This is a genomic window from Nocardiopsis sp. NPDC006139, from assembly GCF_040614155.1.
GTDB classification, from domain to species: Bacteria; Actinomycetota; Actinomycetes; order Streptosporangiales; family Streptosporangiaceae; genus Nocardiopsis; species Nocardiopsis changdeensis.
The window spans coordinates 1-16,318 of record NZ_JBEXTT010000025.1 but is presented as its reverse complement, the minus strand read 5'-3'; the positions used below and the strand labels follow the sequence as shown (position 1 = coordinate 16,318).

At 70.9% G+C, this 16,318-nt stretch carries 15 protein-coding genes and 1 tRNA gene; 8 read left to right on the top strand and 8 right to left on the bottom strand.

Annotation, left to right across the window (positions count from 1 at the left end; genetic code table 11):
- Window positions 1-2 precede the first annotated feature (2 nt).
- The 5 genes from ABZ249_RS26820 to ABZ249_RS26800 all read left to right on the top strand — a co-directional run bounded on the left by ABZ249_RS26820 (window position 3) and on the right by ABZ249_RS26800 (window position 6,655).
- The gene (locus tag ABZ249_RS26820) at window positions 3-1,412 is read left to right on the top strand and encodes an FtsW/RodA/SpoVE family cell cycle protein (RefSeq protein WP_355268295.1); all 1,410 of its coding nucleotides are present in this window, start codon (window positions 3-5) and stop codon (window positions 1,410-1,412) included.
- Window positions 1,409-2,863 carry a penicillin-binding transpeptidase domain-containing protein gene (locus tag ABZ249_RS26815; RefSeq protein ID WP_355268292.1) on the top strand — a complete coding sequence of 485 codons (1,455 nt, stop codon included), beginning with the start codon at window positions 1,409-1,411 and terminating at the stop codon, window positions 2,861-2,863. The genes ABZ249_RS26820 and ABZ249_RS26815 overlap by 4 nt, the downstream gene beginning before the upstream one ends.
- On the top strand, window positions 2,863-4,356 hold the full coding sequence (locus tag ABZ249_RS26810) for a serine/threonine-protein kinase (protein ID WP_355268289.1): 1,494 nt from the start codon (window positions 2,863-2,865) through the stop codon (window positions 4,354-4,356). The genes ABZ249_RS26815 and ABZ249_RS26810 overlap by 1 nt, the downstream gene beginning before the upstream one ends.
- Before the next feature lie 62 nt (window positions 4,357-4,418).
- The gene (gene pknB, locus ABZ249_RS26805) at window positions 4,419-6,233 is read left to right on the top strand and encodes a Stk1 family PASTA domain-containing Ser/Thr kinase (RefSeq protein WP_355268286.1); all 1,815 of its coding nucleotides are present in this window, start codon (window positions 4,419-4,421) and stop codon (window positions 6,231-6,233) included.
- A 167-nt stretch (window positions 6,234-6,400) separates the two neighbouring features.
- Window positions 6,401-6,655 (top strand): cell division protein CrgA, encoded by a 255-nt coding sequence (locus ABZ249_RS26800; protein ID WP_220564078.1) that lies wholly within the window; start codon window positions 6,401-6,403, stop codon window positions 6,653-6,655.
- Between the two features lie 160 nt (window positions 6,656-6,815).
- Here the strand turns inward: ABZ249_RS26800 and ABZ249_RS26795 are convergent, their stop codons facing one another.
- Together ABZ249_RS26795 and ABZ249_RS26790 are read right to left on the bottom strand one after the other, a co-directional pair.
- Complete coding sequence (locus ABZ249_RS26795) at window positions 6,816-7,724, bottom strand: rhomboid family intramembrane serine protease (RefSeq protein WP_355268283.1); 909 nt, start codon at window positions 7,722-7,724, stop codon at window positions 6,816-6,818.
- 89 nt (window positions 7,725-7,813) lie between these two features.
- Window positions 7,814-8,338 (bottom strand): peptidylprolyl isomerase, encoded by a 525-nt coding sequence (locus ABZ249_RS26790; RefSeq protein WP_355268280.1) that lies wholly within the window; start codon window positions 8,336-8,338, stop codon window positions 7,814-7,816.
- A gap of 310 nt (window positions 8,339-8,648) precedes the next feature.
- Between ABZ249_RS26790 and ABZ249_RS26785 the strand changes: the two genes are divergently transcribed.
- On the top strand, window positions 8,649-9,245 hold the full coding sequence (locus ABZ249_RS26785; protein WP_220564075.1) for a YtxH domain-containing protein: 597 nt from the start codon (window positions 8,649-8,651) through the stop codon (window positions 9,243-9,245).
- Between the two features lie 83 nt (window positions 9,246-9,328).
- Here ABZ249_RS26785 and ABZ249_RS26780 read toward each other — a convergent pair whose 3' ends face one another.
- Both ABZ249_RS26780 and ABZ249_RS26775 read right to left on the bottom strand, forming a co-directional pair.
- Entirely contained in the window at window positions 9,329-9,922 is a 594-nt protein-coding gene (locus tag ABZ249_RS26780) for a DUF1707 and DUF4870 domain-containing protein (RefSeq protein WP_355268500.1), read from the bottom strand.
- Between the two features lie 322 nt (window positions 9,923-10,244).
- The gene (locus ABZ249_RS26775; protein ID WP_220564073.1) at window positions 10,245-10,577 is read right to left on the bottom strand and encodes a WhiB family transcriptional regulator; all 333 of its coding nucleotides are present in this window, start codon (window positions 10,575-10,577) and stop codon (window positions 10,245-10,247) included.
- Window positions 10,578-11,701: 1,124 nt separating this feature from the next.
- On the opposite strand from ABZ249_RS26775, the gene ABZ249_RS26770 reads away from it, so the two are divergent.
- Window positions 11,702-12,238: a dihydrofolate reductase family protein gene (locus ABZ249_RS26770; protein ID WP_355268277.1), complete on the top strand. Its 537-nt coding sequence runs from the start codon at window positions 11,702-11,704 to the stop codon at window positions 12,236-12,238.
- Window positions 12,239-12,365: 127 nt separating this feature from the next.
- On the opposite strand, the gene ABZ249_RS26765 is transcribed toward ABZ249_RS26770, so the two are convergent.
- The 4 genes from ABZ249_RS26765 to ABZ249_RS26750 all read right to left on the bottom strand — a co-directional run bounded on the left by ABZ249_RS26765 (window position 12,366) and on the right by ABZ249_RS26750 (window position 14,335).
- Window positions 12,366-12,740 (bottom strand): YciI family protein, encoded by a 375-nt coding sequence (locus tag ABZ249_RS26765; RefSeq protein WP_355268274.1) that lies wholly within the window; start codon window positions 12,738-12,740, stop codon window positions 12,366-12,368.
- Between the two features lie 285 nt (window positions 12,741-13,025).
- Window positions 13,026-13,098 (bottom strand) — tRNA-Ala (locus tag ABZ249_RS26760).
- Window positions 13,099-13,292: 194 nt separating this feature from the next.
- Window positions 13,293-13,415 (bottom strand): DLW-39 family protein, encoded by a 123-nt coding sequence (locus tag ABZ249_RS26755; RefSeq protein ID WP_218619584.1) that lies wholly within the window; start codon window positions 13,413-13,415, stop codon window positions 13,293-13,295.
- Window positions 13,416-13,516: 101 nt separating this feature from the next.
- Complete coding sequence (locus ABZ249_RS26750) at window positions 13,517-14,335, bottom strand: helix-turn-helix transcriptional regulator (protein WP_355268271.1); 819 nt, start codon at window positions 14,333-14,335, stop codon at window positions 13,517-13,519.
- 276 nt (window positions 14,336-14,611) lie between these two features.
- Here ABZ249_RS26750 and ABZ249_RS26745 point away from each other — a divergent pair, with 276 nt between their 5' ends.
- Window positions 14,612-14,920, top strand: coding sequence for a hypothetical protein (locus ABZ249_RS26745; protein ID WP_220564069.1), 309 nt, complete (start codon window positions 14,612-14,614; stop codon window positions 14,918-14,920).
- Window positions 14,921-16,318: the final 1,398 nt, after the last annotated feature.

The following is a 16,318-nucleotide window of genomic DNA, read 5'->3' as shown; positions in this document are numbered from 1 at the left end:
AGGTGAGTGACACGTCGACACCCGAGGCCCCCACCGCACTCCCCCCCGTCAAACGGCGCAACGCCGAGCTGGTCCTGATCGTGGTGGCCGTCGTCATCACGATGCTGGGCATCGCGATCGCCGGCCTCAACCTCAGCGGCCGGGTCCCGGCGGCCACCTGGACCGTCGGGCTGACGTTCGGCGCCCTGGCCGTCGCCGCCCACGCGGCCATGCGGTTCGTGGCCCCCTACGCCGACCCGCTCATCCTGCCCTGCGCACTGTTCCTCAACGGCATCGGCGTCGCCATGATCTGGCGCCTCAACGCCGTCGAGAGCGAGAACATCGAGAGCGCCGGCGTGGGCATGCAGCTGGTCTGGACGGCCCTGGGCCTGATCTTCTGCTTCCTCATCATCATCTTCCTGAAGGACCCCCGGGTCCTGCAGCGCTACACCTACATCAGCGCCCTGGTGGCGCTGGTCCTGCTGGCCCTGCCGGCCCTGCCGGTCATCGGCCACGAGGTGTACGGCGCCCGCCTGTGGATCAAGATCGGCCCGATCACGTTCCAGCCCTCGGAGTTCGCCAAGATCGCGCTGGTCATCTTCCTGGCCTCGTACCTGATGAGCAAGCGCCAGGTGCTCCAGATCGTGGGCAAGCCGATCAAGGTCGGCCGCTTCACCCTCATGGAACTGCCGCGCGCCCGCGACCTGGCCCCGATCCTGGTCGGCTGGCTGATCGCCATCGGCATGCTGGTCGTCCTGCGCGACCTGGGCACCTCGCTGCTGCTCTTCGGCACCTTCCTGGCGATGCTGTACGTCGCCACCCAGCGCTCCTCGTGGGTGACCCTGGGCCTGGTGCTGTTCGGCGGCGGCGCGACCATCGCCTACTTCCTGTTCTGGCACGTGCGCGCGCGTGTGAACATCTGGATCAACGCCTTCGACCAGGAGGTCTACGAGGCGGTCGGCGGCAGCCAGCAGCTGGTGCAGGGCATCGTGGGCATGGCCTACGGCGGCCTGTTCGGCACCGGCCTGGGCGCCGGGCGGCCCACCGACATCTTCGCCGCCGACAGCGACTTCATCCTCGCCTCCATCGGCGAGGAGCTGGGCGTGACCGGCCTGCTGGCCGTGCTCATGGTCCTGTTCGTCCTGGTGGAGCGCGGGATGCGGGTGGCGCTGGCCTCCACCGGCACGTTCAACAAGCTGCTCGCCAGCGGCATGGCGTTCGTGCTCGTGTACCAGACCTTCATCGTGCTCGGCGGGGTCTCGCGGGTCATCCCGCTGACCGGTTCGACCACACCGTTCATGTCCGCCGGCGGCACCGCACTGCTGACCAGCTGGATCATGATGGGCATCCTGCTGCGCATCAGCGACAACGCACGACGGCCGGCACCGCAGGCGATCCAGGACGAGGGCGCGACCCAGGTGATCCGACGATGAACACGACGATCCGCAGACTGAGCATCTTCTGCCTGCTCATGTTCCTGGTGCTCATGGCCAACATCACCTGGATCCAGGGCATCCAGGCGCCCACGATCAAGGAGGACCCGCTCAACCGGCGCCAGTACGCCGAGCAGGCCAGCGCCCCCCGCGGCCCCATCCTGGTGGGCGGGGAGAACGTCGCCTACTCGGAGAACATCGCGGAGGAGGGCGACCCGGCCCGCTACCAGCGGGTCTACGAGGGCGGCTCGATGTACACGCCGATCGTGGGCTCCTTCCGCAACTACGGTGCCTCCGGCATCGAGGCCGTCGAGAACGACCTGCTCAACGGCAGCGACGACCGGCTGGCCGTGCGCAACTTCCGCGACATGATCACCGGTCGCGAGCCCGAGGGCGCCCAGGTGCAGCTGACGCTGCTGCCCGAGGTCCAGGAGGCCGGGTTCAACGCGTTCGAGTCGCTGGGCGACATGAACGGCGCGGCGGTCGCCCTCGACCCGAACACCGGGGCGATCCTGGGCGCGATCTCCTACCCGTCCTACGACCCCAACACGGTCGTGGACATCAACAACCCCAACGACTCGGTCGCCAACTACGTCGAGCTGGAGAACGACGCGCGCAAGCCGCTGCTGAACCGGGCGCTCAACGAGCGCTACCCTCCGGGTTCGACGTTCAAGGTGGTCACGGCCGCCGCGGCGATCGAGAACCTGGACGCGGGCCCGGACAGCACGCAGGACGCGCCGGACCAGCTCCAGTTCCCGTCCGGTCCGCCGCTGCCCAACGCCATGGGCAGCTGCAACGGCGGCCAGCCCGACACCCTGGCGCACTCCATCCAGATCTCCTGCAACACGTCGTTCGCGAACTGGGCGATCGAGGTGGGTGGAGAGGCGCTCAGCGAGCAGGCGACGGCGTTCGGGTTCAACCCGGACGAGGAGCTCACGGTCCCGCTGTCGGTGGTGGACAGCTACGCGCCGGTGGAGACCGACGAGAGCATCCTCGGCCGCGCCGGCATCGGCCAGTCCAACGTCGAGGCCACCCCGCTGCAGATGGCGATGGTCGCCGCCGGTATCGCCAACCGCGGCGAGGTCATGCGACCCTACGTGGTGGAGTCGGTGCGCGACTCCGACCTGTCGGTGATCACGCAGACCTCCCCGGAGACCCACTCCGAGGCGGTCAGCGCCAGCACCGCGGAGACGATCAAGGACATGATGGTCCTGGTCACCACACCGCCCGAGGGCAGCGGCCTCAACGCCGCCATCCCGGGCATCGAGGTGGCCGGCAAGACCGGTACCGCGGAGAACGGCACCGACCGGACCCACAACTGGTTCATCGGGTTCGCCCCGGCGGACGACCCGCAGGTCGCGGTCGCCGTGGTGGTGGAGTTCGGCGGCGGCAGCGGCAACGAACTCGCGGCTCCGGTCGCACGGGCACTGATGGAGGCAGTGGTTCAGTAGTGGGCACCTACGAACCTTCTTCCCAGAACGGTCCCGGTGGACTCACCGGGACCGTTCTGAGCGACCGCTACCGACTCGAGGAGCAGATCGGCTCCGGCGGCATGGGCACGGTCTGGAGAGCCACCGACACCCTGCTCAACCGGCCCGTCGCGGTCAAGCTCCTGCACCCGTCGCAGATGGCCGAGCCCACCGCGAGACAGCGGTTCCGCACCGAGGGGCGGATCACCGCGGGCCTGTCCCACCCGGGCATCGCCCAGGTCTTCGACTACGGGGAGGAGGACGGCCGGGCCTACCTCATCATGGAGCTGGTGGTGGGCGAGCCCCTCTCCCAGGTCCTCAAGGAGCGCGGCGGCCTCACCCCCGACGAGACCCTGGACTTCATCGGCCAGGCCGCCCAGGCGCTGGCCGCGGCGCACGCCCGCGGGGTGGTGCACCGCGACATCAAGCCGGGCAACCTGCTGGTCACCGGGGACGGCAGGCTCAAGCTCACCGACTTCGGCATCGCCCGCGGCGACATGTCGGTCACCCTGACCCAGACCGGCATGGTCATGGGGACCGCCCAGTACATCTCCCCCGAGCAGGCGTCGGGGCGGCCCGCCACCGGGTCCTCGGACCTGTACGCGCTCGGCGTGGTCGCCTACGAGTGCCTGGCCGGGGAGCCGCCGTTCACCGGCGACAGCCCGGTCGCGCTCGCCCTGGCGCACACCCGCGACGAGCCGCCGCCCCTGCCCGACCACGTGCCCGCCGAGCTCGACGACCTGGTGTTCCTGCTGCTGTGCAAGGACCCCGAGGACCGGCCCGCGTCGGCGGGCGAGGTCGCGCACATGGCCGCGGTCATCCGGTCCAACGCGGGCACCGGCCCGCCCACCCCCTCCGCCGGGTTCGGCGGAGTGGCCGCCACCCGGGTGGCGGCCGCGGTCCCCGACGCCGGGCGCACCACCGGGGCCACACCCCGGCGCACCACCGGACAGCAGACCGTAACGCCTGGTCAGGAAGACGACTCCGCTAGGCTGGCGTCCCAACGGCGGATCGGGCTGCCGGTGCTCCTCGCCGCCCTCGGTGCGACGGTCCTCATCGTCGCAGCCGTCCTGGGCGGCTTCTTCCTGAGCGGCAACGGTTCCGAGGGAGCGAACAACGTGCGCGACACGCGGTCCCCCGCCGTCGTCGACGAGCCCTCGTCGAGCCCCTCCTCCGAACCTGTGGAGGAGGAGACCGCCGACGTGCCCGCCGTCCCCGACTACACACCCGACTACACGCCGACCACCCCCGAGGAGACCCCGAGCAGCACCCCGGAGCCCACCGACGGCGAGACCGACCCCGGCACCACCGACCCGGGAGAGGGGGGCGAGGAGCCCACCGACGGCGAGACCGACCCCGGCACCACCGACCCCGGTGAAGGGGGCGGTGGCGGTGAGAACGGCGGCGGTGGCGGCGGTGGCGGCGGCGAGGGCCCCCCGGCCGGCGGTGACACGGATTCCGTGACGAGGCCATGAGCGAGAGACGCTCGGAGTAAGAAGGTCCGCACGCGGGCCCAGAACAAGGATCAGTACACGACATGTCCCAACCCCGGCTCTTCGGCGGGCGCTACGAACTCGACGGCATCGTCGGGCGCGGCGGCATGGCCGAGGTCTACCGCGCGCGTGACCTGAGACTCGACCGCCTGGTCGCCGTCAAGACGCTCAGGCACGATCTGGCCCGCGACCACGTCTTCCAGGCCCGCTTCCGTCGGGAGGCCCAGTCGGCGGCCTCCCTCAACCACCCGACGATCATCGCCGTCTACGACACCGGCGAGGACGTGATCGACGGACTCTCGATCCCGTACATCGTCATGGAGTACGTGGACGGCCGGACGCTCAAGGAACTCCTCGACGACGACCGCAGGCTCCTGCCGGACCGCTCCGCGGAGCTCGTCGACGGCATCCTGCGCGCGCTGGAGTACAGCCACGACAACGGGATCGTCCACCGGGACATCAAGCCCGCGAACGTGATGCTGACCCGCAACGCCGAGGTCAAGGTCATGGACTTCGGCATCGCCCGGTCCATGGACGACAACCAGGCGACCATGACCCAGACCTCGCAGGTCATCGGCACCGCCCAGTACCTCTCCCCGGAGCAGGCGCGCGGCGAGCGGGTGGACCCGCGCAGCGACCTCTACTCGACCGGCTGCGTGCTCTACGAGCTGCTGACCGGCCGTCCGCCGTTCACCGGCGACTCCCCGGTGTCCATCGCCTACCAGCACGTCCGCGAGGAGCCGGTGCCGCCGTCCCAGGTGGACCCGCAGGTGCCGGCCTGGCTGGAGGACATCACCCTGCGGGCGATGGCCAAGGACCGCGACCAGCGGTACCAGAGCGCCGCGGAGATGCGCGCCGACATCCAGCGCGGCCTGGCGGGCATGCCCACCCAGGCGGGCAACATGGCGATGGCCGCCGCCGGCGCGACCACCATGCTGCCGCCCGCGGACGACCGGTACGGGGACCGCTACGACGACGGTTACGACGACGACTACGACGACTACCGGGACGAGAAGAAGAACAACACGGGCAAGATCGTGTTGTGGTCGCTGCTCGGCATCGGCGTCGTCGCCTCGATCATCCTGGTCTTCTTCCTGATGAACCAGGGGCCGGGGGAGCCCGAGACGACGGCGGTCCCGGACGTGGTCGGGGCGTCGGCAGAGGACGCCCAGGCCGAGCTGGAGGAGGCCGGGTTCACCGAGGTCAGGGTCGAGCAGCGCGCCGACCCCGAGGCCGAGGAGGGGACGGTCGTGGAGACCGACCCGCCCGCGGGCGAGGAGATCGCGCTGGACGAACGGATCGTTCTGTACGTCTCCAGCGGTCCCGACGCCCAGGAGATCCCCTCGGTGGACGGGCAGAGCCAGACCGACGCGCAGAACACGCTCAGCGAGGCGGGGTTCACCAACGTCACGGTCGAGGAGCAGAACCACGACACCGTCGCGGCCGGGACGGCGATCAACACCGACCCGCCCGCGGGCAGCGCGGTCGCCCCGGACACCGAGATCCGGCTCTACGTCTCCAGCGGCCCGGGCAACGCCCAGGTCCCGGACCTGGTGGGGATGACCCGCGACCAGGCCGAGGCGGCCCTCCAGGAGCGCGGCCTGACGGCGTCCTTCCACGAGGTGGAGGACCCCAACAACCCGCCCAACACGGTCGTCAGCCAGTCGATCGCGGCCAACCAGGAGGTGGCGCCGGGCACCACGGTCACCGTGACGGTGGCGATCGCACCGAGCCAGCCCGAGACGCCCACCGACCCGAACTCGCCGGAGCCGCCGGACAACGGCGGGGAGACTCCCCCCGAGGGCGAGAACCCGCCGGAGGGGGACGGGTTCGTGTTCGAGCACGGGACCCGGGACTAGACCGGAGCGGTACGGAAGCGGACAACGGCGGGGCCGCCCCTGAAGGGGCGGCCCCGCCGCCGTTCGCGTCCCCGGCGTAGCCGCCCCCGGGGGTGACGGCGGGGTACGGGCTGGGCATAGACTGTGTTTCCGTTATGACCGGCCCCACCCGTACTGGAGCAGCGACCGTGCCCAAGTCCCGCAACGATCGCAAGAAGAAGGTCGTCTACACGCCGCCTCCTTCGAAGGAGAAGCCCAAGGTCAGCCCACGCTGGCTGGTCCCCACCATGCTGGGCTTCTTCATCCTGGGCATCCTGTGGATCGCGGTCTTCTACATCGCGGGACAGTACGTGCCCTACATGCAGGACCTCGGCAACTGGAACCTCGCCGTCGGCTTCTCCGGCATCATCGTGGCCATCATCCTGGCCACCCGCTGGCACTGACCTCCCGCGCGCCGGTCCCCCGGCCGGCGCCCCCGCGCTGAAGGGCCGCCCCGTTCGGTGGGCGGCTCCCTCCATGCTGCCCGCGGCCGGGTCGGGCCGGCCGCGGACGCGCGAAGGCCCCCGGAGCACCGCTCCGGGGGCCTTCGGCGTTGGGGCTGGCTCAGCTCGCGTAGAACGCCGTCAGGAGCACCGGGGACGCGAACACCAGCGCCGCCAGCACCGCCGCCAGCAGGACCAGCGCCGCGGTGTGGACGAGGTTCCTGGTGCGCGGGGAGGCCGACCTGCCGGGCAGGTGGGCGAAGACCGCCCCCAGCAGCATGCCGACGGCCAGCCCCCCGATGTGGGCGGTCCAGGAGATGCTCGGGAAGACGAACGTGATGACCAGGTTGATGCCGATCAGCATCCACACCATCCGGACGTCCAGCCCGAGCCTGCGGCCGAGCATGAGCACCGCTCCGAACAGCGCGAAGATCGCGCCCGAGGCACCGATGGACGCCGCGTCCGGCGTCGCCAGGAGGCTCAGCACCGAACCGCCCAGCGCGCCCAGCACCCACAGCGCCAGGAAGCGCCCGTGGCCCAGCCACCGCTCCAGCTGCGGGCCCAGGGCGTACATGGCCCACCCGTTGAACAGGATGTGCCACAGGCCCGAGTGCAGGAACGCGGCGGTGATGAGCCGGTACCACTCCCCCTGGAAGGCCACCCCGTACCCCCACATGGCCAGCCACTGCACCAGCGACGAACCGGAGGTGCTGAGCGGCGAGCCCGAGGTGAGCATCTGGGCGACGTAGCCGACGCCCATCAGCCCCAGGATCGTCCACGTGACGTACGGGGCCGAGACGACCCCGCCGCCGAAGACGGTGCGGGCCCGGCGCACCCTCCGGTTGCCCTCCGCGACGCACTCGGGGCAGTGCTGCCCCACCGACGCCGCCGTCATGCAGTCCGGGCAGATGGGCCGTTCGCACCGGGTGCACGACAGCCCCGTCACCCGGTCGGGGTGCCGGTAGCAGGTGGGCCGGACGGGCCGCTGCGGTTCCGGATCGGCTCCGGGCGGCGGGGGAGAGGCGGTCATGGTCTGGGTCTACCTCCTGTGCGCTGCCGTGGTCCCATGGGTGCTCCCGTGTCCCGTGGTCGCACCCCCGGAGGGAGCGCTCCGGGCCGCTAGCGGGTGATCTCGACGCTGTTGATCACGACGTCCTCGCGGGGACGGTCCTGGGCGTCGGTCTCCACCTCGGAGATGGCCTGGACGATCTCCTGGCCCTCGGTGACCTCGCCGAAGATGGTGTGGCGGCCGTCGAGCCAGTAGGGCTTGTCCACGGTGATGAAGAACTGGGAGCCGTTGGTGCCCGGACCCGCGTTGGCCATGGCCAGCAGGTAGGGGCGGTCGAAGCGCAGGCTCGGGTGGATCTCGTCCTTGAACGTGTAGCCGGGGCCGCCACGGCCGCTGCCCAGCGGGTCGCCGCCCTGGACCATGAAGCCCTCGATGACGCGGTGGAAGACCGTGCCCTCGTAGAGGCTGCCCTTGCCGGGCTTGCCGGTGGCGGGGTCCATCCACTGCTTGGAGCCGTCGGCCAGGCCGATGAAGTTGGCGACCGTCTCGGGCGCCTCCTCCTCGAAGAGCCGGATGACGATGGTTCCCTTGGAGGTGTTCAGCCGTGCGGTCGGCTGGGCCTTGGAGTCCGACACCTGAGTGCCTTTCGGTCGACTTCGTTGACGAGATCACGTTACCCGTCCGACACACGGGCTTCGGCGGAACCCGGCGGGACCGGGGGGAACGTCCCCCACGTCACGGTACGCCCGGTTCACCCCCTGTGGCGGACGTACCCCGTCCGCGGTGTCGAAACGCCGATCGCCGACGGAGAGGACGTATGTTGAGATAACACCCGGATAACGGGGAAGGACGACGGGAAGGCCCGGACGCGAGCCGTCGGCACCGCCGTCGGCCGCACCGGGTGCGACCGCATGAAACCGGTGAACGACCGAAGGAGCTGACGACGTGCCTATCACTGCCAAGCGTCGCAAGGCACGCAAGGAGGCCGAGGTGGCCATCACCCGGCTGCAGGACCTGGCCAGGGAACAGGCCGACCGGTTCGGCCCGTACGCGGACCAGGCCCGTGAGCAGGCGGCCCGGACGCTCCTCCAGGCCCGTGGCTGGACCGCGCCCCGACTGGAGACGGCGGCCAGCAGGGTCGAGGACACCGTGGCCCCCCGCGTGGCAGGGCTGCTCACGGCGGCGGCCCAGCGGGTCGACCCCAGGCCCGCCCGGCGCGGGCTGCGCGGTCTGCGCAACGGAGGGCGCCGCGTCCCCCGCGCCGTCCTGATCGGAGGCGCCGCCCTGGTGGGCGGTGTGATCGTGTACTCCCTGGTCCGGATGCGCCAGGCGTCCCAGGACGCCGAATGGCAGGAGCACCTGGACCAGGCCCGCGAGCAGGTCAGGGAGACCCGGGAGGACCTGGAGGACAAGGCCGGCAAGGCGGCGGAGAAGGCCGGTGAGAAGGCCGGGACCGCCGCTCGGAAGGCGAAGGACGCCAAGGAGGCGGTCAAGGCCGCCGCGGGCGACCGCTCGAAGGAGAACGGCCGCTCCGGAAGCTAGCCGACCGCGGGTGGCGGGCCGGGACGACGCGGTCCCGCCCGCGCCCCCGCCCGCCGCCGTGCGCTCGGTGCCCCGTGCGGCTCCTACTCGTCCTTGACGAGGCGGAGCCGGCGGGGCAGCGGGTAGCGCCAGTCCTTGCCCATGAGGGCGGCGATGGTGCCGATGGCCGGGATGATGGCCCAGCCGACCATGATGGCGACCAGGAAGAACATGGGGACCACCAGCCAGAAGGTCACCAGGCTCAGGACGGCGCCGATGATGCAGGCCAGCTGGAAGTTGAGCGACTCCAGCGCCTGGCGGCGGACGTACGGCGAGACGTTGGCGGCCCCCAGGAACAGGACCAGCGGGGCGATGAGCGGGAAGAAGTAGTTGCCCGCGTGGGCGAGCCCGGCGACCACCCGCTCCACCGACGTGCTCTCGGGGGCCTCCCCGCCCCGGGCGGCGCGTGCGCCGGCCGGCGCGGCCGGACGCCCCTGGGGGGTGAGCCCCAGGTCCTGGGTGAGGGGTTCGAGGTCGGCGCCGAACTTGGCGCGCATCGCCCGGTCGAGGCGCTCCTCGAACTCGTCTTCGTCGAGCTGACCCTTGCCGTACGCCTCCCGAAGGACTTCGGTCACGGCGTCCCTGTCGGCATGGGTGAGCCGGATCTGAGGCTGTGGGCGCTCCCAGGGGCGCCTCACAGGGTGCTGAGGTTCCTGCACGACCACTTCCCTCTCCCCCGCGCTGGGAGTGCGACCGCGACGGCCGCACTCCCTCCATGATGCGCGACGTGAGGGTCCTCCGGTATCGGGATCGACCCTGATGCTCCCCTGATCCGCCTCTCCTCCCGGTGGCGGACCTTCGTGGGTGCGGGCCCCGACCTTCGTAGGGGGTGGGCACCGTCCCTCCGCACGGCCGCGTGCCGTGCACGGTCCCCGCCGGGGCTCTCCCTCCCCGGCCCCGCCCGCGCCGTGTCCGGCGCGTCCGGTACGGGCCGCGTCCTCCCCCGCGGCCCCCGTGGGTCTAGTGGTGCGCGGTGACGGGGGACGTCTCCTCGCGGGGGGCCTCCTGGCGGCCCCGGTTCTCCTCGTAGCGGCGCTCGGCACTGGTCAACAGGTCGTACCAGCTGGTGACGTCCTTGCGCCGGCGCAGCAGGGCCCGCCGCTCGCGTTCGGTCATGCCTCCCCAGACACCGAACTCGATGCGGCTGTCCAGCGCCTCGGCGAGGCACTGGGTGCGGACCGGGCAGCCCCGGCAGATCAGCTTGGCGCGGTTCTGGGCCGCTCCCTGCACGAACAGGGCGTCCGGGTCGATCTCCCGGCATTTGGCGCGGGCCGCCATCTTCTCATTCCACATGTTGCCCCACTCCCAAGATCAGCATGTGTGGTGATCGGAAACCCGCCGGCCGGCAGCACCGGCGGGGGAGGAGGACGCGGGCCGAATCCGAGGACGGGAACGTGTCCGGACGGGGGGCCGCCCGGGCCGACTTCGGGGGTCGATCGTTTCGGCGCGCTGTCTTCCTCGTTGTCGCTGGTGTCGAAACTACGGATCGTCTCAGTTCACCAACAGACCCCAACTGGCCTATTTCTCATATGGCCCAGTAGGACCATTGCACCTAGATGGAGTGTCATCATACACACACGGAGAGTTACGCCACATCAGAGAAGGGGACTACTGTGACCCCAGCGAAACACTCCACCCGCACCATTCCACGACAAGCGGGATGACCTGCGGTTTCATCGCGCCCGACGGGCGTTCGTCCCGGGTCGGACACAGCTCACCGAAGCGGGCTACCCGGCCCTCGCATCCCCCGAACGGACTATACGGCCGCCACGGCACACACACTCCGCAACCCCGCAGGTCACCCATTTCGCACGGGGTCGACAGGCCCCGTATCCCTACCGGCCGGTAACGGAAAGGATTCCCGGCGTCGTGCGTACAAAGCCCCCATTCGACCCTGACACGGAGCCTCAACGCGCGCTTTTCTCGCCTATCAGGCGAACACTCCAATGGCGATGAATTCGGATAAGGCGGGCCTGGGAGAACACGCGCCCCTCCGGCCCCGACGGACCCGGGCACGTGCCCGTCCCGGACCGGTGCCCGGTCCGGGAGCGGGGGCGGGGAGGGTCGGGCCGGGGGCGGGGAAGGCCCGGCGGCGACCCGGCGACATCTCTCCACATCGACAAAGCGCGAAGTCGGGAAGCGGAGGCGGAGCGGGCGGCCGGAACCGGGCGGCCGGGGTCGGCGCCCCGGCGGCGGGGGGCGATGGCGGCCGTGCGGGCGTTGCCGCTGTTCCGCACCGAGGGGCCTCCTGCGCGCTCCGGCGGAAGACGGTGCTCGGCCGGCCCGGGCCGCCGTGCGGCCGGGATGTCCGGGAACCCGACCGAATGGCCCTGACACCGCCGGCCCGGCCCGCCATACTCGGGGGCGGAGCCCGGGGCCCGGCCCCCGGCCGCGCACGGACGGAAGGAGTCTCGCCGATGCGGGACGTGGTGCTCTACCAGTTGCTGTCGCTCGACGGAGTGGCCGAGGAGCCGGGGGACTGGTTCTCCGACCCCGGGCGGGAGGTCTTCGACAACCTCGGCCGGGTCATCGCCGGACAGGACACGGTGCTGCTGGGCCGCGGCACCTACGACTACTGGGCCGACTACTGGCCGACCTCGGACGTCGAGCCGTTCTCGACGTTCGTGAACCGGACGGAGAAGGTCGTGTTCGGCTCCGCCGACCCCGACCAACGGTGGGAGCGGTCCACGTTCGTGTCCTCGCCCGCGGCTGAGTACGTGGCCCGGCTCAAGCGGGATGAGGGCGGCGACATCGGCGTCCACGGGAGCATCCGGCTCGCCCGGTCGCTCTGGCGGGAGGGGCTGGTCGACGTCCTCGAGCTGGTCGTCGCCCCGGCCGTCGCCGGACGCGGCCGCCGGCTGTTCGAGGAGGGGTTCCCCGCCGAGCGGCTCGAACTGACCGCCCTCTCCCGGTCGGCGGCGGGAACGCTGTTCCTGACCTATCGGCGCGTGTAGCGGATCGGTGCGGCCGTCCCCGGCGGCGGGCCGGGCGGCGCGCACACCGGGTTCCGCGGCCCCGACGCCACGGCGGCTCCCCCGGGGCCGGGGAAGCCGTCAACGGTGCCGGTGCGCCGTCCCGAGCCTATTCGGGGACCTCCTGGAAGGCGCGGACCTCGATGCGCGCCTTCAGGGCGGTGGCGCACTTCTCGGCCCAGCCGAGCGCCGCCTCCTCGTCCTGGACGTCGATGATCCAGAACCCGCCGACGTACTCGGCGGCCTCGACGAACGGACCGGGCGTGCGCTTGACCTCGGCCCCGGTGCCGTCCACGGTGACCGCGGTCGAGGGCGGGTGGAGGCCGCCGGCGTGGACGAGGGCGCCCGACTCCTGGAGCTCGGTGTTGAGGGCGTTGGCCGCGGCCAGCACGGCCTCCAGCTCGGCCGGGTCCATCTCCTGCATCGACTCCATGGTCGGCTCGTCGGCGCTGTCGTGCGGCATCGTGAGGAAGTACTGCGGCATGATCGGCTCTCTTTCCTTCGGGCTGCCGGCCGGGTCGGGACCCGTTCGCGGATCCGTGGTTCCGGCCTCCTGTTGACCCCACCCTCCACCGAAAGGCATGACGCCCGCCACAGTTTTGATGGGGATCGAAAGACCCGCGCCAGGGGTCCGCGGAGCCGAGCCCGGGGGAGTCGGCCGGGGAACGGCGGGGGCTCCGGCCGGGTCCTGCCGCGATCCCCGGGAACGCGAAGCGGGGACCCCCGAAGGAGTCCCCGCCCGTTACTTCCGACCTGCTGTTGTCCGCTGTGGAGCCAAGGGGAGTCGAACCCCTGACCTCCGGTATGCAAAACCGGCGCTCTGCCAGCTGAGCTATGGCCCCTCGCACCCCGGCACCAGGCCCGGTCGCTACGCAGAGCATACCCTCACCAGGGCGTGGCCCCGTTCACGACCGCGGGGCCGTGGAGTCAGGGATCGAACGCCACAAAGCCGTGGGCCGCACCACGGGAACGCCGGCCCACCCACGTCTTCGTGCCGCGCACTGGCATCGGACGGCGCGCGCCGCGCCGAACCGGCTCAGTTCTCGCCGGCCGCCGTGGCCTCGGTCCACAGGTCGAGCTCGGCACGGTCCGCCTGGATCTTGCGGTAGATGGCGAAAGCCCCGAGGGCCACCAGCGCCAGAACGATGATCTTCTTCACTGTCTGGACCCTTTCGTTGATCCGGTTCGTCATGGAAGACCCCCGTCAGGGGGCTCCGTAGAGAACTTTATGAGGTTGTCACCTAGCAGACTAGCAAGCCGTCAGGTGAGGAGCGCCATCCGCCGCAGGATCCCGGTCGTGGCCTTGGGGGGCAGGGCGATCCGGGTCAGTTCCGCCCAGACCTTCTTGCAGGTGGCGACCGATTCGTCCGCCTCCACGATCGTTCCTCCCTGGGTGGCGTCGACGTACGCGAGGTCCGCCTCGTCCTCGTCGAACTCCAGCACGGAGAAGGGTCCGGCGATCCCCGGGTGCGGCCCCGCCGAGGTCGGCAGCAGCTGCACGGTGACCCGCTCGGAGGCCGACTCGATGATCCGGGTGGCCTGCGCCCGCAGCAGCCCTCGGTCGCCCGAGATCCGCTGGAGGGCGTCCTCCTCCACGATCGCGTGGTAGTGCACCTGCTCCAGGAGCTCCTGGCGCTTGAGGTAGGCGGCGACCATCCGCTCCACCGCCGCGTCCCCGTACCCGAGGGCGCGGCCCACCAGCGCCGTGTAGTCCGGGGTCTGGAGCAGGTCCGGCACGAGGATCCCGCCGTACACCCGCAGCGCGACCGCCCCGGCCTCGTTGCCGACGTAGGCGGAGGAGAGGACGTCCTCGTACTCGGTCCACCAGGGCCGCATCCGCGACTCGCGCACCAGCGTCAGGATCGCCTCCCGCTGTCCGCCGGTGACCCCGTACAACCGCAGCAGCGCGGAGATCTCCATGACCGACGGCCACTTGCGGATCCCCGTTTCGATATGGCCCAGCTTCGCCGGCGACCATTCCAGTTCTTCGGCGACATCGCTGAGGGTCAGACCCGCTTGAACACGACGGCGGCGGAGCTCGGCGGACAACCGCCGACGGCGGACCGTGGGACTGGTCATGGCACCGTTCCAATGACGGAGAGTGTCGAAGGTATGTGACCAGCGAAACACGGCATCTAGCATCTAGCAATGAGTTTCTAGAAAAGAGCGGCTGATTCGATGCATTAAGAGGGAAAGTCGCTCACCACCAACAGTGACGAGAGTCCCGAACGGGGGAACAAGGTGTACAAGAGGAACAACAGCCCCAACGTCACCACGGGCCACAACTACGGAAAGCGCGTACGATGCAGAAGGTGCCCGCCCCGGCGGGCTCGCCCGCACACGTAGAGGAAACCCATGAGCCACCCCATCGACGACGTCGAGCAGTTGATCGCGAACGCCGAAGCGGACATGCCGCCGAGCACCCGCTCCCGCCTCATCGCGAAACTCCGGATGGGGAAGCACATCGACGAGGCGGCCGCGGAGCTGGACATCAGCCCCAAGCAGGTGTTCTCCACCGCGAGGATCCTCCAGCCGTTCGGGGAGCAGCTCGACTCCACCCTCACGGCCCAGCGCGACCCGTCCCTTCCGCACGGCACCGTCACCGGGTACAACAAGCGCTGCCGCTGCCCGGAATGCAGGAGCGCCCTCCAGCGGCGTATCTGATCCGGCTCCGGGTCGACCTGGAACGATGCGGAGTTAACCCAGACTTCTCACATCAATTCACGTACCGCAGGCTTATCGGTGGCCAGTTTGGGGACACCGCAAGCATGAACGAGCACGTGGACTGGTCCGCCATGAGCGACGACGACTTCGTTGCGCTGCTCCGGCAGCTCATCGAGACCCCCGAGGCCGACGAGGACTGACCCTCCGGCAGGACGGCCGGCGGGCCGGACTCCGGACCGCGGCCGCACACCTTTCATACCCCGACACCCCACGCGGGTCCCTCGACCGCCACCCGCCCCATCGGAGTGCCCGCGGTCCCGGGGGGACGGCCCGTTCCGCGGGCTGCCCGGGGGTGGGGGAGTGACGGGGGTGGCTGGAGGGGTCCGACTCCTTCGGCTCCGGGGGTGTGGTCATCTCGGGGTCGGGGCGGGCCGGGCTGCTCCGGTTTCGCTCAAGTGCTCGTGTACGCCCTTCCAACGCCGTGTGGGGGTGAAGGCGCGCCTGCCGGGGCTCCGTAGACACAGGGGGAGGGAGAATCGCCTCCTTCGGCCACAGGGGGTCGGGGTGGGCGTTGCCGCCGTCCTGGACACGTGGGGGTGGGGGCCGCGTGTACCTGCGGGCCCCGGGCCCTGGGGGTTTCCCGCCCGACCGGGAACCCCGGCCACAGCCGGAAGGCGAACCGCTACCTCCGCCGCAGGGGGTTTGGGAGGGCGGACCGGGACCTCCGCCATAGCCGTGTCACGCCAGTGGGGTGCCCGGCCCCAGGGGGTGAAAGGGACTGTGAGGTTTCCAAGACGTGCACCGCCTGGGAACGGCGGTCTGTGGTCGCAGCCACGGGTGACTGGTTTCCAAGAGCTCGATCGCCTGGGAGGGTACAGCCGCGGAGCGTGGATCCGTCCCCGCGCAGTCGGTGTCCGGCAGAGCGCCGGGCGGTTTCGTTGGGCGCACATGGTGGGTGGTGGGGGTGCGCTTTCCGGGGACGGGTCCGCGCGAGGCGCGCGCACCCGCACCGCTTGGAAAGGTTGGGGGCGCCGGCGGCGGTGAAGGGGCTCCACGCTGCCGCCTACTCCCGCGGATGACCGCGGTACGGACGGGAGCGGGGGTGAAAGCCACACGTACCCACGGGCCCCGGCCCCAGACCGGGCACAGGACCGCGACCCTGGCCGTAGGGGGTGAGAGCTGTGGGTGCGCGCGACCTCAGTTGGAGGGGGGGTTGGGGAGGAGGAACCGCGGCCTCCGCCGCAGGGGGTTCAGGGAGGTATGACTGCGGCCTCCGCCACTGGGGGTTTCGCCGCCAAGACCCGCGGCCTCAGCCCCAGGCCGGAAACAGAACCGCGGCCTTGCCCCCCCGGGGAGCACGCCGCGAACGCCTTTCCGTGCCGTGGGTCGGGGCCGGCG